The organism is Pseudomonas sp. 14P_8.1_Bac3 (assembly GCF_025466085.1).
In the GTDB taxonomy this organism is placed as follows: domain Bacteria; phylum Pseudomonadota; class Gammaproteobacteria; order Pseudomonadales; family Pseudomonadaceae; genus Aquipseudomonas.
Genome location: NZ_JANLOD010000010.1, coordinates 135,904 through 157,775, shown reverse-complemented (window position 1 = coordinate 157,775; position 21,872 = coordinate 135,904). Strand labels below are relative to the sequence as shown.

Sequence of the window (21,872 nt, the reverse complement as noted above, 5' to 3'; positions counted from 1 at the left end):
TGCGGTCTTTGAAGCAGGGTCATTTACCTTCGGCAAACTCCCGCAATACCGCGCCGTCCATCCGATACCGCACCCACTCCTCCTGTGGCTGAGCGCCGAGGGACTTGTAGAAGTCGATCGCCGGCGTGTTCCAGTCCAGCACGCTCCACTCAAAGCGCCCGCAATCATTGGCGCAGGCGATCTTCGCCAAATGCCGCAGCAGGGTTTTGCCCGCGCCGCCGCCACGCTGTTCCGGGGTGATGTAAAGGTCTTCGAGGTACAGGCAGTTACTGCCGAGCCAGGTGGAATAGCTGAAGAAAAAAACGGCGAAACCGATCGGCAGACCGTCGCGCAGACAGATCAGGCCATGCGCCGTGGCGCCTTCGCTGAACAGGCTGCGCTCGATGTCGGCGACGCTGGCGATGACTTCGTGGCGGGCACGTTCGTAGTCGGCCAGTTCAGTGATGAACCCGAGGATTTGCGGTGCATCGCTGGGGGTGGCCGGGCGGATTTCGATCGTCATGGACGTGCCTTCGTCAAAAGTGGAAAACGCCATACTAAGTCGCTGCGCGGCGCGCGTCACAAGGATTGTTTTACTTGGCCGGGGACATTACTCCGCCCACCATTAACCTTGGAATCGATAACCTCGGACCTAACATCGGCGCCTTGCGTGATAGATAGATGACACTCACCGATATCGGGTCAAGGAACCGCGTCATGTCTACCGCACCACCGCCAGTCTCCGGCAAGTTGTTCGGCCTGTTTTGCCTCGCCAGTTATTTGCTGTCGCTGTCCTACGGCTCGACGTTTTTACTGTCGCTGCTGATCGGCTCGCGGGGTGGTAACGAACACGATGCGGGCAGTGTGATTTCTGCGGCGATGATCAGTACGTTCGTGGCGGTGATTGTCTCCGGGCACTTGTCCGACAAGCTGGGCGCGGCGCGCTCAATCGCACTGTTTGGCGTGTTGCTGGTCGCGGCCAGCCTTGGCTTTGCACTGACGCCGGGCTTTGGCCATCTACTGCTGTTTTTCGGGCTGCTGCTGGGGTTGGGTTGGGGTGTTTTTTATACGCTCGGGCCGATTATCGTCGCGAGCCTGGTAACGCCCGCGCAACGGGCCAAATACTTTGCGCTGCTGTCGGGCAGCATGATGACCGGGATCGGCAGCGGTCCATTGCTGGGCCGCGCGGCCAGTGCCCTCGGCTATCCGGTGACCGCGGCCTTTTACCTCGCGGCGCTGGCCAGCCTGGTCGGCGTGTTGCTGTTCTGGCGCCTGGACGCGCAGTTGAAAAAAGCACCCTCGCCCACCGCTGCCGTCGCGCGCATTTCCTGGGGTGCCACGGTCAAGGTGCTGTCGTCCAGGGCGGTGTTTCCGATTCTCATGGTCGGCCTCGGCGGAGGCGTGTTCGGTGGCTTGTCGAGCTTCCAGACCAGTTACGCAGCGTCTCGCTCGCTGGATTATTCGCTGTTCTTTTTCGGCTTCATGGGCGCAGCGATCAGCAGCCGGATGTTCATTGCCGGGTTCGTGGTCAAGCGCGATCCGTTCCGCGCGTCATGCCTGTTGTCGGGGCTGATGATGGGCTCGATCGTGATGTTCGGGTTCGTCGTCGATAGCGGCTTCACCTATGTGCTGGCGGCGATGATGCTCGGCGTCGGCTACGGGCTGACCTATTCAGTGATCAACGGCCTGGCGGCGAATGAAGCGCCGGGTGACACCACCGCGCAATCGCTGCTGTTGTTCAGCCTGTCGTATTTCATCGGGGTGTTCGGCTTCCCGTTGCTGGCCGGAAAGATCATCGTTGAGCAGGGCATGACGACACTTTTGCTCACAGTTTTCGCCGTGGCGCTGCTGAACTGGCTGATCACCGTGGGCCGCTTGGTCTGGCGTCGTTTCAAGGTCAAGACGCCGCAGCAGGCCTGAACCGTTCGTCGTTCATCAGGCACCATCCAAATCGAGGACGGACCAACATCAGGTAAGGACTCTAATTAAATGGAGACACACCATGAACATGTCCCGACTGTCCGCCCTTGCCCTCACTACGCTGCTGTCCTGCGCTGCCTTCGCCGCGGGTACCGGCCCGACCGACCCGGTCGAGAAACCTAAATCCCCCGCCATCCAAAGCGCACCCGGCCTCAATACCAACGGCACCGGCGTCGAGAACAGCCTGCCTCCTTCCACGGGCACCGACCCACGGATCCAGGGTAACGACGCGGGCCGTCAAGGTGGCATGAACATGCCCGACGCGCAGACACCCGATAACGCCGGCACCGGCATCGGCTCGAAGACCACCACCGGTGGCTCGGGCTCCGAAGGCGGCGCCAGCCAATAAATCGCCGACGCGAGCTGCAACTGCCCACATCCGTGACTAGCCACACCCATGACTATCCACACCATGAAGAGGTAACCATGAACGTCGATAAAAACCTTGAGAAAGAAGTCCTGACCCGTTTGCTGCACGCCCATCCGAGCGGGCTGGGCAAAGAGGTCCTGGACAATTACCGGGGGGAGAAAGTCGTGGCCAGCACCCTCGCCACGCTGCAGGAACGCGGGTTGATCCAGCACGGTCATGTGACCTGCAACGAGGCCGGCGAGCACTCGTTGAATTTACCGATCAAACTCAGTGCCGCCGGGGTTGAAGCGGCACGCAAGCTGGAAGTCTAAGCAGGTTGAATCAGGTCGCGGCCGTGCGCGGCTGTGACCGACTCTACAAGCAGCAGGAGAACATCCATGCCTCGTGGAAGCAAAGACAAATACACCACCGAGCAAAAGCGCAAGGCCGAGCACATCGAAGAGAGCTACGAGCATAAAGGTGTCTCTAAAGATGAAGCGCAGGCCCGCGCCTGGGCGACGGTGAACAAGCAATCGGGCGGCGGTGAACGCAAAGGCGGTTCCGGGCGCAAGAAGCCGGCGAGCGCCAAGTCCGAGGATCGCAAGGAATCGTCACGGCGCGCGGTGGCCAGTCGTGAGGGTCACCCGCGCGCCAGCAAGGCGTCGCGGGATACGCAGACCGTGGACAGTTTGAGAAAAGAAGCCGCGGCGAAGAAGATTCCGGGGCGGTCGAGCATGCGCAAGCAGGAGTTGATCGAAGCGTTGCGCAAAGCTGGGTAGGCGCTCGGCATTTTTTTATGGAAGCGGACGGCCCCTTCGCGAGCACGCCCGCTTCCACTGGCATGGGGTGTTACCGTTGTTTGAGGCGGTCGATCACCACTGCCAGCAGCAAAATCGAACCCCGAATCACGTACTGATAAAACGTATCGATGTTCTTCAGGTTCATCGCATTCTCGATAATTGCCAGAATCAGCACCCCGGCGATCACGTGGCGAATCATGCCGATCCCGCCACTCAGCGACACCCCGCCCAACACGCAAGCCGAGATCACCGTCAGCTCGAAACCCTGGCCGATCATCGGCTGGCCCGAGGTCATGCGCGACGCCAGGATCACCCCGGCCAACGCGCCGATCACGCCATGCACGGCGAAGATGATGATCTTGGTCCGGTCGACGTTCACCCCGGCCAGCAACGCCGCTTCCTGGTTGCCGCCGATGGCCATGGTGTTGCGCCCGTAGGTGGTGTAATTCAGCAGCCAGCCGAAAAACAGGAAACACACAATGGTGATCAGGATCGGCACCGGCACACCGAACAACTGGCCGTTGCCGAAGACGAAGAACGATTCCTGCGACACGCCCACCGCTTTGCCGTTGGCAAAAATATAGGCCAGGCCGCGCACGATCTGCATGGTCGCCAGCGTGGTGATCAACGCGTTGACCCGCAGCTTGGCAATCACGATTCCGTTGATCAGCCCGACGATCAGCCCCATGAACAGCGCCGCCACGACGCCGAGAAACACGCTGTCGGTGTCGCGCATCACCACCGCCGCGACCACACCGGCACAGGCAATCACCGAGCCCACCGACAAATCGAAATGCCCGGATGCCAGGCTATACAACATGGTGCATGCGGCAATCCCGGTGGTGGATATCGCCAGGCCCAGGCCACGCATGTTCAATGGCGAGAGGAAGTTGTCGATCAGCAACGTGCAGAGCACGAAGATCCCGACGGCGGCCAGCAGCATCACCCAGTCATCGAGGAAGCGCCGCAGGTCCAGCGGTTTGCGCTCGGTAGGCAGCGCGTTGTTTTGGGTTGTCATCATAGTTACCTCTCAGTTCGCCACGCCGTCAGCGCGGTGGCGCGGCAAAGCCAGTTGCAGCAGGTTGGATTCGTTCGCGTCGTCGCGGGACAGTTCGCCGCGCATCGCCCCTTCGCAGAGCACCAGGATGCGGTCGGAGATGCCCATGACTTCCATCAGGTCGCTGGACACCACGATCACCGCGATGCCGCTTTCAGCCAGGTTGTGAATGATCTGGTAGATCTCGGCCTTGGCGCCGATGTCGATGCCGCGGGTGGGTTCGTCGAGCAGCAGGACTTTCATGGGCATCGACAGCCAGCGACCGAGAATGGCTTTCTGCTGATTGCCGCCGGACAGGTACATGATTTTCTGCGCGGCGCTGGGAGTCTTCACTTTCAGCGCCTTGATCTGCTTGTCGGCGTTGCCCTTTTCCCACAGGCCACGCAACAGGCAACCGAAGGTGGAATGGGCGCCGCGGGCGCTGATGTTGATGTTCTCGGCGACACTGGAGAGCGGCATGATGCCCTCCTTCTTGCGGTCTTCGGGACACAGCAGGATGCCGGCGGCAATCGCGTCGCGGGGTGAACGCAGTTGCAGTTTGCGACCGCGCAATTCCAGGCGTCCGGCGGTGTTGCGTTCAAGACCGCTGAGCAGGCGGAACAGCTCCGTACGGCCAGCGCCGACCAGGCCGAACAAGCCGAGAATCTCACCTTTGTGCGCGTCGAAACTCACCGGTTCACGCAGGCCCGGCCCGAGCAGGCCATCGACCCGCAACGCCACGGCACCGCGCTTGCGCGGACGGTAATCGTAGATGTCCTGAATGTCGCGCCCGACCATGCAGGTCACCAACTGGTCGTGGGTCAACTCACTCATGTCGTCGAAGGTGCGCACGTAACGGCCGTCCTTGAACACCGTCACCGCGTTGCAGATGCGGAACACTTCTTCCATGCGATGGGAGACGTAGAGCACCACTTTGCCTTCGTCGCGCAGGCGGCTGATGATCGCCATCAAGCGGTCGATCTCCCGCGCCGAGAGGCTGCTGGTCGGTTCGTCGAACGCGATGACGTGTGCGCCACGGGACAGCGCCTTGGCGATTTCCACCAGTTGCCGCTGACCGAGAGACAGGCGCCCGACTTTCTCTTGCGGATCGATTTCATCGGCCAGGCCCTTGAGGCAGGCCAACGCTTGCTGACGCAGTGCGCGGCGATTGATCAGGCCGAAGCTGGCGGGCAAATGACCGAGGAACAGGTTTTCCGCGACGGTCATTTCCGGCACCAGGTGCAGCTCCTGGTGGATCACCGCCACGCCACTGCCGATGCTGTCGGCGGTGGACTTGAAGGCCATGGTCCGCTCACCGATCTGCAGGTCGCCACTGCTGGGCGTGTAAGCGCCGCCGAGGATTTTCAGCAGGGTCGATTTGCCGGCGCCATTCTCGCCCATCAAGGCATGAACCTGCCCCGGATGCGCGACGAAGCTGATGCCGTCCAGTGCCTTTACCCCGGGAAAGGTTTTGCCGATCCCGTTGAAACGCAGGCTGCCGCTGACGCTGTCGTGTTGTGTCTGTACTTGCGCGTGCATAGAACCACCTCATCCCACAGACCAAGCGGCCCCGTCGCCAGGACCGCCGATGAAATCAACCGCGCCTCAGTTCCACAGGCCGATTTTTTCCAGTTCCTGCTTGAAGTTGTCGCGGGTGATCAGGGTCACGTCGTCCATCGCGGTGTACTTCGGTGGTTCTTTGCCGGTGGTGACCCACTCGAACATCATCGCGGCGGTGTTGTAGCCCTCGATGTGCGGGCTAGGCAGCATCGAGCCGAAGAAGCCGCTATCAGGCTTTTTCAGTTCGCCGATGGCGTCGGTGCCGTTGATGCCGATGCCGATCACGTTGGCCGCAGCGAAACCGGCGCTCTCGGTGGCGCGCACGCCGCCCAGCACGGTGTTGTCGTTCATGCCGCCGATGATCAGGTTTTTCGCCGCGCCAGGCAGCTTCACCAGCGCCGAGTTGGTGGCGTCCATGCTGCCCGGCACGTCGAGGGTTTTCAGGGCCGAGGTCAGAATGTGGTCGGCTGGCATCCCGGCTTTTTTCAGGGCATCGATGGAGCCGTCAGTGCGTTTCTTGCCGGTGTCGAGTTCATTGAAGGTGTTGATCACCGCGTAGGTGTCCTTCCAGTCCCACTGGCGTTTTTTGGCTTCGGCAGCCATGGCGTTGCCTTGTTTCTGGCCCACTTCGAAGGCGGCCATGCCGAGGTACGGCACGTCTTCCATGAACTTGCCGCTGGCGTCGACGAAGCGGTCGTCGACGGCAATGACTTTCATGCCGTTGGCTTTGGCCTTGGCCATGATGGCAGGGCCGAGGGATACGTCGGGCGGGCAAATCACGAATCCCTTGGCGCCGTTGGCGGCCAGGCTGTCGATGGCGGAGAGGGTTTTCTCACCGTCCGGCACGGCGATCTTGATGACCGTGAAGCCTTTGTCTTTTCCGGCCTTTTCGGCGAAGGCCCATTCGGTCTGGAACCAGGGCTCTTCGGCCTGCTTGACCAGAAAGCCGATCTTCACTTCCTCGGCCGCCAGCAACGTACTGCTGAGGCTTACCGCGGTGACCGCCAAAGCGGCGCAGCACAGGGAACGGATTCCACGACGACGATTCATAAGCTGACTCCTTGTTATTTTTTTTGAGCGTTATTTTGCAAGCCGGTACCGCAAATAGTCATATCGTATGATGATTGGCTTTCAGACGGAGTTCCGCGTCTGAAGGACGTTTTATTCAGTCGTGGTACATGACCGAAAGGCCACCGTCGATGGTGATGAACGGCTCTTCGTCACTGGCCAGGAACACCGAGGTCATCGCCACTTCAACGGGCTGACCGATGCGCCGGGGTGGGTACGTGTCGTGCCGGAACCCCTTTCGCAGGCACGGCAAAAACCGGGCATCTGTCGATGTCCGGCCAAGAAACGAGTTGGAAAATTCCTGCATCACTTCACCTGTTTTGTTTTTTTAAGTGTGAGTGCGTGTAACTAGTGCAGCCGACTATAAACCCGACCGCCAAATAATCTCAATATATAATTTTACGTCCCGCATATTGGGATTTAACCCAGAAATCTCGTACACGATTTTCCTGGCACATCGACCTCAAGGGACAGCACCGCTCCGTCCAGCGGATGCTGGAGCGGGCTGGCGGCGCTGGTGATGTAGAGGGTTTTCAAGTCAGCGCCGCCAAATACGCAGCTGGTTGGACGGCTGACCGGCAGTTCGATCACGCGATCTACTTTGCCGTCCGGCGTCAGCCTGAGCAGGCAACTGCCGTCCCAGCGTGCATTCCACAAGTAGCCTTCGGCGTCCATCGCCGAGCCATCAGGCCCGCCGCGCTCATGCGGGCCGAACCAGACTGTCGCCGGATCGAGGTTGCCGTCGGTGCGGATGAAATGCTGGTAGAGCTTGCCATCCAGGCTGTCGCCGAAATGCAGCGTGGTGGCGTCGTCACTCCACAACAAGGTATTGGGAATGCCCAGACCGCGAAGAAGCGGCGTGACCCGGGCATCGCGGTCGATCCGGAACAAGCCGCCGGAACGCCGCACAATCGGCAGGTCTTCACCGTTTTCGCCGAGGTTGTTCTGCATGGTGCCGAGCCAGAGTCGGCCCTGGGCATCGCAGCGGGCTTCGTTGCCGCGATTGCCGGGTTGCGGGTCGGCCACGCAGAACAGCGTCAGCCGTGGCTCAAGCCCAGGTGAGTCGAGGTCCAGTCGATAGACGCCGCTGCTCAAGGTCACCAGCGCATCGCCGCTTTCGCAGGGGATGAAGGCGGAAACGTGTTCCGGCATCTGCCAGATCTGTACGTTGGCGCCAATCAGCCGCAAGGCTTGCTTGCCGGCGATGTCGACCCAGTACAGGGCTTGGGTCGGTGCGTCCCAGAACGGGCCTTCGCCTAACTGCGCGCGGTGCTGGGTGACTGCGGTCCACTCCATGAGATCCTCCTGACGTGTTCTTGTTTTTATGTGAACGCGCCGTTAGCTGGCTTTTTTGTCGGCCATGACTTGCGGGTAAAAACGCTTGATGGCCAGGTCCGCATTGTCGATCAGGGTCATGCAGGCCCACACACCCCGCGCGGCATCCCGGGCGGCGATAGCGTCGGCCATGTCTTTGTGAATGGGCAGTGTGCGGCGCAGTTCGTCCGGGTCGGCCGCCGACACTTCGAACGACACCGCCAGCAGCGCGCCGAGGGCCGGGACCATTTGCTCGATAAACTGGTTGTGGCTGGCGGCGAGAATGCACTCGTGAAAGAACTGGTCGGCGCGGTTGTAATCGACCCCGCTGTCCACGGCACGCTCCAGCGCGTTATAGGCTTGAAGCACTGCTTGCACCTGCTCGACTGTCGCTCGCTCGCAGGCCCAGCGCACGGCCATGGGTTCGATGGTGCGGCGCAGGTCGAGCAGGTCGTCGACAAAGTTTTCCGGCAAGCCGCTGCGTGACAACCAGCCCACGACCTGCGGATCGAAGAGGTTCCAGCGCCGCACCGGCAGCACCCGGGTGCCAACCTTCGGTCCCACTTCGAGCAGGCCTTTGGCAACCAGGGTTTTGATGGCTTCGCGGATGACTGTGCGACTGACGCCGAGTTGTTCGCCGAGGTCGGCCTCGACCTTGAGGGTTTCGCCCGGTTTCACTTGGCCCGCAGCAATCCAGCAGCCCAGCCAATCGACCGTCGACGCGTGAAAGCTGCTGGACATGGACACCTCAAAGACGTTCGCGATGGATGCCCACGCTAATCATCATACGATTAAGTGTCAATTTGAATTTCAGCAGGAACCCGATTGGGCTGCTTAAGGCTCAAGGCCAATGGGGAAAAATTCACCGCCACTCCAGACGCCGAGCCAACGCTGCCCGTCGATCTCACGCGTCACCGCCAGCTCCACCAACTGGTAGAACACATTCCGATGAATCAATGCTTCGAGATTCGTGCGCACATGCACGTACGGCGCCGGCTCCTGGGTGACCGGATCGATCACCACCCGAATCCCATGCTCTGCACCGGCCTCGGCGGTTTCATCGACGTTAGTGGTAAAGCGCAACAGCTGGCTATCACCCTCGCCTTCTACATCCACGGCAATCGCCACGAACGGCGCGTCGTCGACCTTGATGCCGACCTTTTCGACCGGAGTGATCAGGAAGTAATCATCGCCGTCGCGGCGGATGATGGTGGAGAACAACTTGACCATCGGCTTGCGCCCGATCGGCGTGCCCAGGTAATACCAGGTGCCGTCGCGGGCGATGCGCATGTCAATGTCGCCGCAGAAATCGGGGTTCCACAAGTGGACCGGTGGCAAGCCTTGGGTCTTGGGGATTTGCCCCAGCAGGTCGTTGGCTTTTTGCGGGCCACTCATGGCGTTCTCCTTGGGATTTACTGGTCGCTGAGCCCCAGCAGGCTACGCGCGTATTGTTCCAGCGGCGGGCCCATCAGGTCTTCTGGCTTTTTGTCGTGGAACGTCAGTAAACCGCCACGACTCTTGATGCGCGCAGTATCAATCAAATACTGGGTGCTGGTCTCGATCAACATGATTTGAATCACGCCAGTGTCGATACCGAGACGGTCCACCGCTTCCTGGTCCAGCCACTCGTCGGAGTTGCCGATGCGGTCGTCTGACTTGGCGAAACGGGTATAGAGCAGGTAATGCGCACCAGCCGCGCGTGCTTCGCCCATGGCCTGGTCGAGACCTTCTGGCGCACGTGCGCGACGAACCATCGGGAAATATTCGATAAAACCGTCGAAGGCGACTTCGGCGATCACGTTAGGTCGCGGGTAGACCGCGCTGCCCGGTGGGGCAAAGGCGCCTTGCGCGATGTAGACGAACGAATCCGGCTGAATGCGCAGGTTGTTCACCCGGCGGCTGTCACTGTGGTCAAGCAGACCCGCGTCGCTCAAGTGGTAGCGAGTCCCTTCAGCCAGATCGCTGACATTCATGCAGCCACCAAGCCCCAAAACGGCCAGCAGCAAAACCAGGCTACGCATCCTACCCTCCAGAGGCCGGTGACGGAAAACCGGCGAATGGCCATGGGATGCAGCTTCCGCGCCAGCTCAAGAACATCGTCGTTTGGCAGAACGCATTCGCGGGCAAGCCCGCTCCCACAGGTCATGTGTCGACATCACACACTGTGGGAGCGGGCTTGCCCGCGAATAGGCCGGATCAGCCGCCAATAATCTTCATGACGGTGGCGCCACCGGAAAATGCCACTTCCTGTTTGTCACCCAACGCCTTCACCAGAAGGCGCTGCAAGCCCGGCAAGGCTTGGTGACGCGGCTTGTCCAGCAGATCTCCGACATAGTGACGATTGCTCGACGACAGGCAGCCATGCAGCCAGCCCGTCGACGACAAGCGCAACCGCGAGCAGGTGCGGCAGAACGGCACGCTTTCGTTGGCGATCACGCCGAAGTAGCCCCGACCAGGGATCTCGTAGCGCACAGCCGTTGCGTCGACCGGTGCATTCGCCTGGAGATACTCGTAGCGATCGCCGATGAGGCTCAACAGCTGTTGCAGACTGACAAACTGCTGCAGGAAGGCGTTGGAGTCGCTGGCCAGGTGCCCCATGCGCATCAGCTCGATAAAACGCAGTTCATAGTCGCGTTCCAGGCAGTAATCGAGCAGCGGCATCACCTGATCGAGATTCTGCCCGCGCAACGGCACCATATTGACTTTGATCTTCATGCCGGCGGCGCTGGCCTGGTCCATCCCGTCGAGCACTGTCGCCAGATCACCGCCACGCGCGATCGTGCGGAATGCACCGGCGTCCAGGGTATCGAGGGAAACGTTGATGCGCCGGATGCCGGCGTCTACCAGTAGCGGTAGTTTTTTCGCCAGCAGTTGACCATTGGTGGTCAGGCTGATGTCTTCCAGGCCCATCTGCCCGACGGCCCTCATGAACGCTTCGAGTTTGGGACTGACCAGCGGCTCGCCGCCGGTGATGCGCAAACGCTCGATGCCGGCGGCTTCGATCAAATATGCCACGCCGCGCGCCATGGCTTCGGCCGACAGTTCATCCTGCGCAGCGACCAGCCGCTTGCCGTTGGGCACGCAGTAGGTACACGCGTAATTGCAGGCTGAGGTCAGGCTGATTCGCAGGTTGCGGAAACGCCTGCCTTGACGGTCAACGATCATGGTCACTCCGGCACAAGGATTTCGGATGACACAAAACTTGACTCACAAATCAAGTTTTAGCAAGTCCTATGCCTGAGTATATTCCTGAGGTACTGCGCCATGTAGCGAAATAATGGCGCAATAAGGCAACTGAATGGCTCAGTTGCTCGGGGAGTCGGTATCGCGCTTGCGCTTGTTGCCCATGCGCACGCCGATGTCCATCAGGAACTGGAAGAAACCTTCCTGATCTTCCAGCACATTGCTCCAGAACGGCGAGTGATACAGCGCCACGGCACCGTGCACCAGCGCCCAGGACGCGCAATAGTGAAAGTAAGGCGGGACGTCTTCGAGCTTGCCTTCGCTGATACGGCCCTTGATCAGCAGGGTCAGGCGTTCGAAGTTCGAGGCGCGAATCTTGTGTAGCTCCTCGATCATCTCTGGAACCTGGTTGCCCTTGACCACCTTTTCTTCGAGGCGATCGAACAAGCGGTAGCGTTGCGGATCGCGCATGCGGAATTCGAAGTAGGCCCGGGACAGGGCTTCCTTGTCCTTGTCGACGTCGGCGGAATGCAGCAACTCGTTCAAATCGCGCTCGTAATCGAGCATCAGGCGCAGATAGATTTCTGCCTTCGATTTGAAGTGCTTGTAGATTGTGCCTTTGCCGATACCCACGGCATCAGCAATCATCTCGACGGTGACACTGTCTTCACCTTGTTCGAGGAACAGCTTGAGCGCGGTATCGAGAATTTCTTGCTCACGGCGACGAAATTCACGGACCTTACGAGGTTCTTTATGCATAAGAAAAGGTCTGTCGGGGTCAAAATTCGAAGCCGCGTATTATGCCTAACTTGCGCCAAAATGCACGGATCATCCGACCATATCTGTGTTTCTTGATGAATTCTGACAAGGTCCTCATGTAATGAGAACGCTTCTGAAGCGGCCGTATTCCAAAATTGTTTAAAAACCGGGGTCGGTAGACTGGACTCGGCGCAATACTGATCAATACTTCAACTGTCGGCGGGGCATCTCCCCCAAGTGCCGCGACGATATTGGTACCAACGGACCGCGTACCATTGTTTTACTCCTAATGGTCTTAACCCGGATTCACCCCCCAGAACCCGGGTTTTTTTTGCCTGCGATTCAGCCTTTCACATGCGCGAGCGGGAACAGCCGCTTGAAGTTTTCCGTGGTCTGCTCGGCGAACCGCTCATAGGATTCACCACGCAACATCGCCAGGAACTCTGCCACTTCCCGCACATACTGCGGCAGGTTCGGCTTGCCGCGATAAGGGATCGGCGCCAGGTACGGCGAGTCGGTTTCCACCAGCAAGCGGTCGGCAGGAACCTTACTGGCTACATCACGCAGCGCATCGGCATTGCGAAACGTGACGATCCCGGACAGGGAAATGTAATAACCCATGTCCAGCGCCGCCTTGGCCATCTCCCAGTCTTCGGTGAAGCAGTGCAACACGCCGGCCTGGGGCAGCGCGGCCTCGCGTAACAGGCTCAAGGTGTCGGCCCGCGCACCGCGAGTGTGAATGATCACCGGCTTGCCGGTCTGCTGCGCGGCTTGCAGGTGCAGGCGAAACGATTCCTGCTGCAGCTCGGCGGCTTCAGGCTCGTAGTGATAATCCAGGCCCGTTTCGCCGATCGCGATCACACGTGGGTGGTTGAGCTCCTGCAGCAGCCAGTCCAGCGCTGGCGCGGCTCCCGGTTGCACATCCAGCGGATGCACGCCGACGGAACAATCGACATCCTCATAACGCTCGGCCAGGGCTTTGACGTCGGCCGCGTTGTCGACGCTGACGCCGATACATAAAAAGTGCCCTACCCCGCACTGCCGGGCCGCATCAAGTGCGGCATCCAGGGAGCCGTCGTGTGCGGCAAGGTCGAGGCGATCAAGGTGACAATGAGAATCTACGAGCATAAAAAGGGCTGCAACTTACATCGTATGGGTGGGACGGTCGGACTTCAGGGCTCCGGCCAGATGGGTTTCGATTCGACTGCGCGCGGCATTGTCGCCGTCGTTGAACTGCACCCCTACGCCAGCGGCTCGGTTGCCTTGAGCACCTTTGGGGGTGATCCAGGCGACTTTGCCGGCCACCGGGATTTTTTCCGGCTCGTCCATCAGGTTCAGCAGCATGAATACCTCATCGCCCAACTTGTAGCTCTTGTTGGTCGGGATAAACAGGCCACCATTTTTGATGAACGGCATGTAGGCGGCGTAAAGCACGGATTTGTCCTTGATGGTCAAGGACAAGATGCCGTTACGTGGCCCCTGGTTGACGACTTCATTCATGCGGACCTCCACTGCTGTTGTTCAGAGTCTAGTCACTTCTGGGCTGGCAAAGACGCCCACTGTACAAGCAATGCTTCCAGCAACAGCACCCGATTGAGGTTGGCCTTGCTCATGACTTTCTGACGCTGCGCGAGAATCCAGTCCTGGATGTTCAGGACTTTGTCCTGGCCAGTCTTCTGCGCCAGGTACTGAATGACTTTGCGCATATCGGCCAGCCCCAGCCCGGCTTCGTCCTGGGTCAACTGATAACGCAGGATCAGGCTCGACCAGTCGCAGAACCAGTCGAACAGCAACAACAGCGGAATCGCGTTCCAGCCTTCGGCCAGTTGGGTGGGCGATTGTTGCTGTTTGAGCAATTTCTTCACGCCGTCGACCACCAGCGCCCGCTGTTCGCGAACGCCCTGGGCGTGCAGGTTGACCGCGGCCAGCGGCGAACCGGCGGCGAGGGTCAGCAGTTCGATGCGTTCTTCTTCGGCACAGTCCGGCAGCGCCGTCGCCAGCCACGCCAGGCTCATGGCCTCGCTCGGCAGCGGGCAAGCCTGTTGCACGCACCGGCTCTTGATGGTTGGCAATAAACGGCTTGTCTGATGGCTGACCAACAAGAGGACCGTGTCGCCGGATGGCTCTTCAAGACTTTTGAGCAAAGCGTTGGCAGCGTTGATGTTCATCGACTCGACCGGCTCGATCAGCACCACTTTGCGCCCGCCCATCTGCGAGGTCTGTACCACGAAGCTGACCAGATCGCGTACTTGATCGACCTTGATCGCCTTGTCGGCTTCTTCCGGCTCGAGGATGTAGTTGTCGGGGTGGCTGCCGGCCTTGAGCAGCAGGCAGGATTTGCATTCACCGCAGGCACCCTGCGCGGTCGGACGCTGGCACAGCAGGCTGGCCATCAAGCGTTCGGCGAGCGCGCGTTTGCCAATCCCGGCCGGGCCGTGCAACAGATAGGCGTGCGCATGCTGCTTGCGACCGGCCAGCTGCTGCCAGAGGCTGTCCTGCCACGGATAGGCTTCAGCCACGGGTCAGCTCCAACAGGCGCGGCAAGAGAGCGTCCAGCGACTGCTGAACCTGCGCCAGCGGCTGGGCAGCGTCGACGAGCACATAACGCGCCGGGTCGGCTTCAGCACGCTTGAGGAAAGCGCTGCGCACTGCATCGAAAAAGGTACGACCTTCGAGTTCGAAGCGGTCGAGGCGACCGCGAGCGCTGGCCCGGGCTAGCCCCACTTCTACCGGCAGATCGAAAATCAGCGTCAGGTTCGGGCGCAGGTCGCCCTGGACGAACGTTTCCAGGGTCGCGATGCGCTCCAGCGATAAACCACGCCCTCCCCCTTGATAGGCATAGGTCGAATCGGTGAAGCGGTCACATAAAACCACGGCCCCACGGGCCAGCGCAGGTCGGATCACGCCAGCCAGATGCTGGGCGCGCGCGGCGAATACCAGCAACAGCTCGGTGTCCGGATCCATGACTTCATCGACCGGCGCCAACAGCACTTCGCGGATGCGCTCGGCCAGCGGCGTGCCGCCCGGCTCACGGGTCAGCACCACCTCGATACCGGCGGCGCGCAGGCGCTCGGCGAGGTATTCACGGTTGGTGCTTTTGCCGGCGCCTTCCGGGCCTTCCAGGGTAATAAACAAGCCAGTCACGGGCAGTCCTTAGTCAGAATCATTGCGGGCTTTGCGGCGCGGGGGCGGCCGGTTCGGGCGCAGGCGCGGCAGCGGGCTCTTTGGCAGATTCCTCAGCCGGCGCTTGGGTCGGCGCTTGAGCGGGCGGCTGCACCGGCGCTTGCGGCGTTACCGGTGGCAACGCTTCGGGGGCCGTGTCGGGCGAAGCCGCCGGGAGCGGCGCCGGCTCATTCGTCGCTTCAGGTGCGCTGGCCGGTGCCGGGCTGGATCGATAATCGGCGCGGCGCTTGAGCTGGAATTCGCGCACCGCGTTGTTATGGGCGTCCAGATCATCGGAGAACACGTGGCTGCCATCGCCGCGGGCGACAAAATACAGGCTGTTGCCGGCCACCGGATTCAATGCCGCATGGATCGCTTCGCGGCCGACCATGGCAATCGGCGTCGGCGGCAGGCCAGCGATCACGTAAGTATTGTAAGGGGTCGCTTCCTTGAGATGGGCGCGGGTCAGTTTGCCGTTGTAACGATCACCCAGGCCGTAAATCACTGTCGGATCGGTCTGCAACAGCATGCCCATTTCCATGCGCCGCACGAACACCCCGGCGATCTGCCCGCGCTCCTGCGGAACGCCGGTTTCCTTCTCGACCAGCGAGGCCATGATCAGCGCCTGATAGGGTTCGGTATAGGGCACGTCCGCCGCCCGCAGCTCCCACTCCTTGGCGAGGACTTCATCAAGGCGATCGTAAGATTTTTTCAGCAGCTCGACATCGGTCATACCACGCACGAAACGGTAGGTGTCCGGGAAGAAACGTCCCTCCGGGAAGACTCCGGCGTGGCCAAGCTTGTCCATGACGTCGCTGTCGCTCAAGCCATTCAAAGTCTGCTCAAGCTTTTCGTCCTTGGCCAGGGCCGCTCGTACCTGATGGAAATTCCAGCCTTCGACCAGGGTCAGGCTGTACTGAACCATTTCCCCGCGCTTCCACAGGTCGATCAGGCCTTCGACGGTCATGCCGGGCTGCATGCGGTACTCGCCACTGTGCAGCGGCTGTCGGGCCAGGTTGAAGCGCCAATACACGCGCAGCCAGAAAGCATCCTTGATGACGCCGTCGGCTTCGAGTCGATAGAAAGTGCGGGTGGGTGTCGTGCCTTTGGGCACGTCGAGGAGTTTTTCCTGGGTAATGTTCAGCGGCTGTTCCAGCGCCGAATGGATTTTCCAGGCCGAGGCGCCCAGACACAGCCCCGCCAGAACCAGGCCGGTTTCCAGCAACAGCAAGAGTTTACGTCTCACGTATCAAGCATCCAGTAGCGCGCGGGCAATGGTTTGGAGTTTACGGGTGAGCGGCCCAACCGGCCAGCTCAGTGCTGCATAGGCGCGCACCGGCCAAACGCCATACACGCTGTTGCAGATGAAGACTTCATCAGCCCATTGCAGCTGTTCGAGGGTAATGTCGGTGATGTGCGTGGTGATCCCCAACGACTCGGCTTGAAACAATAATTCGGCACGCATCACGCCGGCCACACCGCAGCGTTTGAGATCGGCGGTGATCAACGTGCCGTTGCGCACCAGGAACAGATTGCTGAACACGCCTTCGATCACCCGCCCGACCCGATCGAGCATCAAGCCTTCGGCGTGCTCGGTGTCTTGCCACTCGGAACGGGCGATGACTTGCTCAAGACGGTTCAAATGCTTGAGCCCGGCGAGCAGCGGTTGCATGGACAGTCGCGTGGCGCAAGGAAAAAGGCGAACGCCCTGCTCCCCATGAATGGCTGGATAAGTCGCGGGCGGACTGCTTTGCAGAATGCGTCGAGCCTGGGCCGAAGGATCGGGCGCGTAACCGCGCAAACTGTCGCCCCGGGTGAGGATAAGCTTGAGCACACCTTCACCCAGTGCCACGGCGTAGGCCAGCAGCTCGCTGCGGATCAACGCGTGATCGGCGGTGATCGCCAGGCGCGAACAGCCGTGCGCCAGACGCGCCAGATGGCGGTCCAGCAACAGTGGCTGCCCGCCACGCACGGCAATGGTCTCGAACAGACCGTCGCCATAAGCCAGGCCGCGATCCTTCAGCGACAGAGCGTCAGCCGGCTGACCGTCGACCCAGCTGTCCATCAGCCAGCGAACCGGCGGAACACCAGCGAGCCGTTGGTGCCGCCAAACCCGAAGGAGTTGGACAGCACCACATCGATGTCCATGTTACGCGCGGTGTGCGGCACAAAATCGAGGTCGCAACCTTCGTCCGGCTCGTCGAGGTTGATGGTCGGAGGTGCTACCTGACTGTTGATCGCCAGCACACTGAAAATCGCCTCGACGGCGCCCGCCGCACCCAACAGGTGGCCGGTCATGGACTTGGTCGAACTGACCGCCAGCTTGTAGGCGTGATCACCGAACACCGACTTGATCGCACAGGCTTCGGCGAGGTCGCCAGCCGACGTCGAGGTGCCGTGGGCGTTGACGTACTGGACTTGATCGACATTGACTTTCGCGTCGCGCAAGGCATTGGTGATGCAACGGGCAGCACCCGCGCCGTCAGCCGGAGGCGAAGTCATGTGGAAGGCGTCGCCACTGGTGCCGAAGCCGATCAGCTCGGCGTAGATGGTCGCGCCGCGCGCCTTGGCGTGTTCCAGCTCTTCGAGTACCAGTGCACCGGCACCGTCGGACAGGACGAAGCCGTCACGGCCCTTGTCCCATGGACGGCTGGCACGGGTCGGTTCGTCGTTGCGAGTCGAGAGCGCTCGGGAGGCGCCGAAGCCGCCCATGCCCAGACCGCAGGCGGCCATTTCGGCGCCGCCAGCAATCATCACGTCAGCTTCGTCGTACATGATGTTGCGTGCCGCCATGCCGATGCAGTGCGTACCGGTGGTGCACGCAGTGGCGATGGCGTAGTTGGGTCCCTGTGCCCCCAGGTGGATCGACAGGAAACCGGAAATCATATTGATGATCGAGCCAGGCACGAAAAACGGAGAGATCCGTCGTGGGCCGGAGTCATGCAGCGTACGGCTGGTTTCTTCGATATTGGTCAGACCGCCAATACCCGAGCCCATGGCCACGCCGATGCGTTCGCGGTTGGCATCGGTCACTTCAAGGCCTGCGTTGCGCACCGCCTGGAAACCGGCAGCCAGACCGTACTGAATGAACAGGTCGAGCTTGCGCGCTTCCTTGACCGACAGGTACTCCTCGACATTGAAGCCCTTTACCGAGCCGCCAAAACGGGTGGAATAGGCAGAAAGGTCGGTGTGTTCGATCAGACCAATGCCACTGCGGCCAGCCAGAATGCCCTGCCAACTGCTCGGCACATCCGTGCCCAGTGGCGACAACATACCCATACCGGTGACTACGACGCGTCTACGCGACACAGCACTCTCCTTTTTCAAATGACGACTTTGCATCAGGCCTAAAGAAAAAACCGCACGCCAGGATGGCAGTGCGGTTTTTCCATGACAGCAAGCAACGATTACAAACTATTACGCCTGGTGGCTAGTAACGTAGTCGATTGCAGCTTGTACAGTAGTGATCTTTTCAGCTTCTTCGTCAGGGATTTCGGTCTCGAATTCCTCTTCCAGAGCCATCACCAGCTCAACGGTGTCAAGGGAGTCGGCACCCAGGTCTTCAACGAAGGAAGCAGTGTTGGTCACTTCTTCTTCTTTAACGCCCAGTTGCTCGGCAACGATTTTCTTGACGCGCTCTTCGATGGTGCTCATACCTTGTTTTCACTCCTAATGGACAAATTCAGGCAGCTGGCCAGTGGGTAAGTGTATAGAAAGCCTTTTCAGTTTTTCAACTGAAAGCTTCACTCCTCAAACCCTGCGACCCTCTGCCTATAAATAGATTGCAGCTTTATAACGGATTTTAGACAGCTCGTATGACATTTTTTTGAAGCAATCCGTCACATTTAACTCATGTACATCCCGCCGTTCACCGGGATTGTAGCCCCAGTAACGTAAGCCGCACCGTCAGAGGCAAGAAAAGCGACCACAGACGCGATCTCTTGAGCTTGCCCCAGACGACCCAGCGGAATTTGCGTCTGCAAGGCTTCACGCTGTGCCTCGGGCAGTTCGCGAGTCATATCGGTGTCGATGAACCCAGGGGCCACCGAGTTTACCGTAATCGAACGCGAACCGACTTCACGCGCCAGGGCACGACTGAAACCTTCGAGGCCCGCCTTGGCGGCAGCGTAGTTTACTTGGCCTGCGTTGCCCATGGCACCCACAACCGAGCCAATACTGATAATTCGTCCCCAACGGGCTTTGGTCATGCCGCGCAAAACACCCTTGGACAGGCGAAACAGACTGTTCAGGTTGGTGTCGACGACGTCATGCCATTCGTCATCTTTCATGCGCATCATCAGGTTATCGCGGGTGATACCGGCATTATTGACCAGGATCGCCGGCGCACCGAACTGCTCCTGAATGCTCGCCAGCACCGCCGCAACGGATTCATCGCTGGTAACATTGAGTTCCAGGCCGGTACCTTGAATACCGTTTTCCTTCAGGGTCGCAGCGATGCGTTCGGCACCCGAGGCGGAGGTCGCGGTGCCCACGACGATGGCACCCTGACGACCCAGTTCCAGGGCGATGGCCTGGCCGATACCGCGGCTCGCACCGGTGACCAGTGCAACTTTACCTTGCAGACTCATGCAAGCTTCTCCTGATTCAGGCCAACGCTGCGCGAGCGGCAGCGAAAGCATCTGGGGTATTGAGGTTGGATGTCGATACGCCTTCGGCGCAGCGTTTGTTCAGGCCGGCCAGAACCTTGCCAGGGCCGCATTCGACCAGCTGGGTCGCACCCTTGGCGGCCAGCGCCTGGACCGATTCGACCCAGCGTACTGGCTTGTAGAGCTGTTCAAGCAGATCGCGCTTGAGGGTTTCGAGATCGGCCGGCACTTCGGCGCTGACGTTCTGCACCACCGGGATCTGCGGAGCCTGCCAGTCAATTGCAGCGATCGATTCGGCAAACCGTTCCGCCGCAGGACGCATCAGCTCACAGTGCGACGGCACGCTGACCGGCAATGGCATGGCGCGCTTGGCACCACGGGCCTTGCAGCCTTCGATGGCACGCTCGACCGCAGCCTTGGCGCCGGCGATCACGACCTGCCCCGGGGAATTGAAGTTGACCGCGCTGACCACTTCGCCTTGCGCCGCTTCGTCACAGGCGGCCAATACGTCAGCATCGTCCAGACCGAGGATAGCGGCCATGCCACCCTGCCCGGCTGGAACGGCTTCCTGCATCAGCTGGCCACGACGTTCGACCAGTTTCACCGCGTCGCCCAGCGTCAGGCTACCCGCAGCGACAAGGGCGCTGTATTCGCCCAGGCTGTGACCGGCGACATACGCCGGACGCGCGCCGCCTTCCGCCAGCCACAGACGCCACAAAGCGATCGAGGCGGTCAGGATGGCCGGCTGGGTTTTATCGGTTTGATTGAGGTTCTCTTCCGGCCCCTGCTGGGTCAGTGCCCACAGGTCGTAGCCGAGAGCATCGGATGCTTCTTTGAAAGTTTCGAGGATCACCGGATGTTGCGCGCCCAACTCGGCCAGCATGCCGAGGGACTGCGAACCCTGTCCTGGAAAGACGAATGCGAGGGAAGCAGACATGTAACAAGCCCCTAATGATCTTGTCGTCGGAGAGTTGACGTCCCGCTTGGGGGACGCAAGAAACTGACAGTTGGATGGCCAATTGAACTGAGCGGTCACATTTAAGCATTGTCCGACGAAAACGCCTAAAGCAACAAATCCTCCAGACGACCGTGAATGCGCTCCGGGAGGTTTTCCTGGATCTCGATCAAGGCCCGGGAGATAGCACTCTGAAAACCCTGAACCCCTGCAGAACCGTGACTTTTCACCACAATGCCCTGCAATCCCAGGAAACTGGCGCCGTTATGCCGTGCAGGCGCGAGATCCGCTTGCAGGCGCCTCATCAGCGGCAGCGCCATGGCGCCGACTACTTTTGATGCAAAGTTTTTTCTGAACAAGGCTTCGATGCGCCCCGAGATCATGGTCGCCAAGCCTTCGCTGGACTTGAGCAGGATATTGCCGACAAAGCCGTCACACACCACCACATCCGCTTCGCCCCGGTACAAACCATCCCCTTCGACAAAACCGATGTAATTAATGCCGCGAGCGTTCTGCAGCAAGGTCGCTGCCAGCTTGACCTGCTGATTACCCTTGATGTCCTCGGTGCCGATATTCAGCAATGCGACGCGCGGGCGAACGATACCCAGGGTTTCTGCCGCCACCGAGCCCATCACCGCAAATTGCAACAGGTGCTCGGCGCTGCAATCGACGTTGGCGCCCAGATCGAGCAACTGGCAATAACCCTTCTGTGTCGGGATCGCCGCGACCATGGCTGGCCGATCAATGCCAGGCAAGGTCTTGAGCACGAACCGCGACAACGCCATCAGCGCGCCGGTATTGCCGGCGCTGACGCAGGCCTGAACCTTGCCGTCGCGCAGTAACTCAAGCGCCACACGCATCGATGAGTCCGGCTTGCCGCGCAAGGCCTGGGCCGGCTTTTCGTCCATGGTGATGAATTCGGATGCCGGCACAATCGACAGGCGCGAGCGATCCACAGCCGAGTGGCCGGCAATCAATTCTTCAAGAAGGGAGGGTTGACCGACGAGGGTCAGGTGCAGCGAGGGCGTAGCAATCAGACAAGCAAGGCTGGCCTGAACAATGCTGCGGGGACCGAAGTCCCCGCCCATTGCGTCAATCGCGATGACTTGAGCGGACAAGG

General features: G+C 60.3%; 25 protein-coding genes and 1 pseudogene. 4 read left to right on the top strand and 22 right to left on the bottom strand.

Going from position 1 to position 21,872, the window contains the following annotated elements; translation table 11 throughout:
- Positions 1-19 precede the first annotated feature (19 nt).
- The gene (locus NTD84_RS04505; protein ID WP_262163803.1) at positions 20-502 is read right to left on the bottom strand and encodes a GNAT family N-acetyltransferase; all 483 of its coding nucleotides are present in this window, start codon (positions 500-502) and stop codon (positions 20-22) included.
- A gap of 194 nt (positions 503-696) precedes the next feature.
- Between NTD84_RS04505 and NTD84_RS04500 the strand changes: the two genes are divergently transcribed.
- The 4 genes from NTD84_RS04500 (at position 697) to NTD84_RS04485 (ending at position 3,087) form a co-directional block, all read left to right on the top strand.
- On the top strand, positions 697-1,899 hold the full coding sequence (locus NTD84_RS04500) for an MFS transporter (protein WP_262163802.1): 1,203 nt from the start codon (positions 697-699) through the stop codon (positions 1,897-1,899).
- A gap of 82 nt (positions 1,900-1,981) precedes the next feature.
- Entirely contained in the window at positions 1,982-2,308 is a 327-nt protein-coding gene (locus NTD84_RS04495; RefSeq protein WP_262163801.1) for a hypothetical protein, read from the top strand.
- 77 nt (positions 2,309-2,385) lie between these two features.
- Positions 2,386-2,640 (top strand): hypothetical protein, encoded by a 255-nt coding sequence (locus NTD84_RS04490; protein ID WP_262163800.1) that lies wholly within the window; start codon positions 2,386-2,388, stop codon positions 2,638-2,640.
- Between the two features lie 66 nt (positions 2,641-2,706).
- Positions 2,707-3,087, top strand: a complete 381-nt coding sequence (locus NTD84_RS04485) for a Rho termination factor N-terminal domain-containing protein (RefSeq protein ID WP_262163799.1) — start codon at positions 2,707-2,709, stop codon at positions 3,085-3,087.
- Positions 3,088-3,157: 70 nt separating this feature from the next.
- Here NTD84_RS04485 and araH read toward each other — a convergent pair whose 3' ends face one another.
- From araH to plsX, 21 genes and pseudogenes are all read right to left on the bottom strand, one after another.
- A complete protein-coding gene (gene araH / locus NTD84_RS04480) occupies positions 3,158-4,126 on the bottom strand; it encodes an L-arabinose ABC transporter permease AraH (protein ID WP_262163798.1) in 969 nt (322 codons plus the stop codon).
- 12 nt (positions 4,127-4,138) lie between these two features.
- A complete protein-coding gene (araG, locus tag NTD84_RS04475) occupies positions 4,139-5,683 on the bottom strand; it encodes an L-arabinose ABC transporter ATP-binding protein AraG (protein ID WP_262163797.1) in 1,545 nt (514 codons plus the stop codon).
- Between the two features lie 66 nt (positions 5,684-5,749).
- Positions 5,750-6,754 carry a substrate-binding domain-containing protein gene (locus tag NTD84_RS04470; protein ID WP_262163796.1) on the bottom strand — a complete coding sequence of 335 codons (1,005 nt, stop codon included), beginning with the start codon at positions 6,752-6,754 and terminating at the stop codon, positions 5,750-5,752.
- Between the two features lie 115 nt (positions 6,755-6,869).
- Positions 6,870-6,995, bottom strand: a pseudogene (locus tag NTD84_RS04465) (short-chain dehydrogenase); the annotation flags it as partial.
- 197 nt (positions 6,996-7,192) lie between these two features.
- The gene (locus NTD84_RS04460) at positions 7,193-8,068 is read right to left on the bottom strand and encodes an SMP-30/gluconolactonase/LRE family protein (RefSeq protein ID WP_262163795.1); all 876 of its coding nucleotides are present in this window, start codon (positions 8,066-8,068) and stop codon (positions 7,193-7,195) included.
- A 42-nt stretch (positions 8,069-8,110) separates the two neighbouring features.
- The gene (locus NTD84_RS04455) at positions 8,111-8,827 is read right to left on the bottom strand and encodes a FadR/GntR family transcriptional regulator (RefSeq protein WP_262163794.1); all 717 of its coding nucleotides are present in this window, start codon (positions 8,825-8,827) and stop codon (positions 8,111-8,113) included.
- A gap of 93 nt (positions 8,828-8,920) precedes the next feature.
- A complete protein-coding gene (locus NTD84_RS04450; RefSeq protein WP_262163793.1) occupies positions 8,921-9,481 on the bottom strand; it encodes a DUF1285 domain-containing protein in 561 nt (186 codons plus the stop codon).
- A 17-nt stretch (positions 9,482-9,498) separates the two neighbouring features.
- The gene (locus tag NTD84_RS04445) at positions 9,499-10,107 is read right to left on the bottom strand and encodes a DUF4823 domain-containing protein (protein WP_262163792.1); all 609 of its coding nucleotides are present in this window, start codon (positions 10,105-10,107) and stop codon (positions 9,499-9,501) included.
- Positions 10,108-10,282: 175 nt separating this feature from the next.
- The gene (locus NTD84_RS04440; RefSeq protein ID WP_262163791.1) at positions 10,283-11,251 is read right to left on the bottom strand and encodes a GTP 3',8-cyclase MoaA; all 969 of its coding nucleotides are present in this window, start codon (positions 11,249-11,251) and stop codon (positions 10,283-10,285) included.
- A 138-nt stretch (positions 11,252-11,389) separates the two neighbouring features.
- A complete protein-coding gene (locus tag NTD84_RS04435; RefSeq protein ID WP_262163790.1) occupies positions 11,390-12,028 on the bottom strand; it encodes a TetR/AcrR family transcriptional regulator in 639 nt (212 codons plus the stop codon).
- A 342-nt stretch (positions 12,029-12,370) separates the two neighbouring features.
- Entirely contained in the window at positions 12,371-13,156 is a 786-nt protein-coding gene (locus tag NTD84_RS04430) for a TatD family hydrolase (protein ID WP_262163789.1), read from the bottom strand.
- A gap of 15 nt (positions 13,157-13,171) precedes the next feature.
- Positions 13,172-13,528: a PilZ domain-containing protein gene (locus NTD84_RS04425; protein WP_262163788.1), complete on the bottom strand. Its 357-nt coding sequence runs from the start codon at positions 13,526-13,528 to the stop codon at positions 13,172-13,174.
- A 32-nt stretch (positions 13,529-13,560) separates the two neighbouring features.
- Positions 13,561-14,547 (bottom strand): DNA polymerase III subunit delta', encoded by a 987-nt coding sequence (locus NTD84_RS04420; protein WP_262163787.1) that lies wholly within the window; start codon positions 14,545-14,547, stop codon positions 13,561-13,563.
- The gene (gene tmk, locus NTD84_RS04415) at positions 14,540-15,172 is read right to left on the bottom strand and encodes a dTMP kinase (RefSeq protein ID WP_262163786.1); all 633 of its coding nucleotides are present in this window, start codon (positions 15,170-15,172) and stop codon (positions 14,540-14,542) included. Before tmk ends, NTD84_RS04420 begins: the two co-directional genes overlap by 8 nt.
- A gap of 19 nt (positions 15,173-15,191) precedes the next feature.
- The gene (mltG, locus tag NTD84_RS04410) at positions 15,192-16,436 is read right to left on the bottom strand and encodes an endolytic transglycosylase MltG (protein WP_262163785.1); all 1,245 of its coding nucleotides are present in this window, start codon (positions 16,434-16,436) and stop codon (positions 15,192-15,194) included.
- A gap of 3 nt (positions 16,437-16,439) precedes the next feature.
- A complete protein-coding gene (pabC, locus tag NTD84_RS04405) occupies positions 16,440-17,255 on the bottom strand; it encodes an aminodeoxychorismate lyase (RefSeq protein ID WP_262163784.1) in 816 nt (271 codons plus the stop codon).
- Positions 17,255-18,499 carry a beta-ketoacyl-ACP synthase II gene (gene fabF, locus NTD84_RS04400; protein WP_262163783.1) on the bottom strand — a complete coding sequence of 415 codons (1,245 nt, stop codon included), beginning with the start codon at positions 18,497-18,499 and terminating at the stop codon, positions 17,255-17,257. The genes pabC and fabF overlap by 1 nt, the downstream gene beginning before the upstream one ends.
- A 108-nt stretch (positions 18,500-18,607) precedes the next feature.
- Positions 18,608-18,844: an acyl carrier protein gene (acpP, locus tag NTD84_RS04395; protein ID WP_010165887.1), complete on the bottom strand. Its 237-nt coding sequence runs from the start codon at positions 18,842-18,844 to the stop codon at positions 18,608-18,610.
- Positions 18,845-19,035: 191 nt separating this feature from the next.
- Positions 19,036-19,779 (bottom strand): 3-oxoacyl-ACP reductase FabG, encoded by a 744-nt coding sequence (gene fabG / locus NTD84_RS04390; RefSeq protein ID WP_007942004.1) that lies wholly within the window; start codon positions 19,777-19,779, stop codon positions 19,036-19,038.
- Positions 19,780-19,795: 16 nt separating this feature from the next.
- The gene (fabD, locus tag NTD84_RS04385; protein ID WP_262163782.1) at positions 19,796-20,734 is read right to left on the bottom strand and encodes an ACP S-malonyltransferase; all 939 of its coding nucleotides are present in this window, start codon (positions 20,732-20,734) and stop codon (positions 19,796-19,798) included.
- A 125-nt stretch (positions 20,735-20,859) separates the two neighbouring features.
- Positions 20,860-21,870, bottom strand: coding sequence for a phosphate acyltransferase PlsX (plsX, locus tag NTD84_RS04380; RefSeq protein ID WP_262163781.1), 1,011 nt, complete (start codon positions 21,868-21,870; stop codon positions 20,860-20,862).
- Positions 21,871-21,872: the final 2 nt, after the last annotated feature.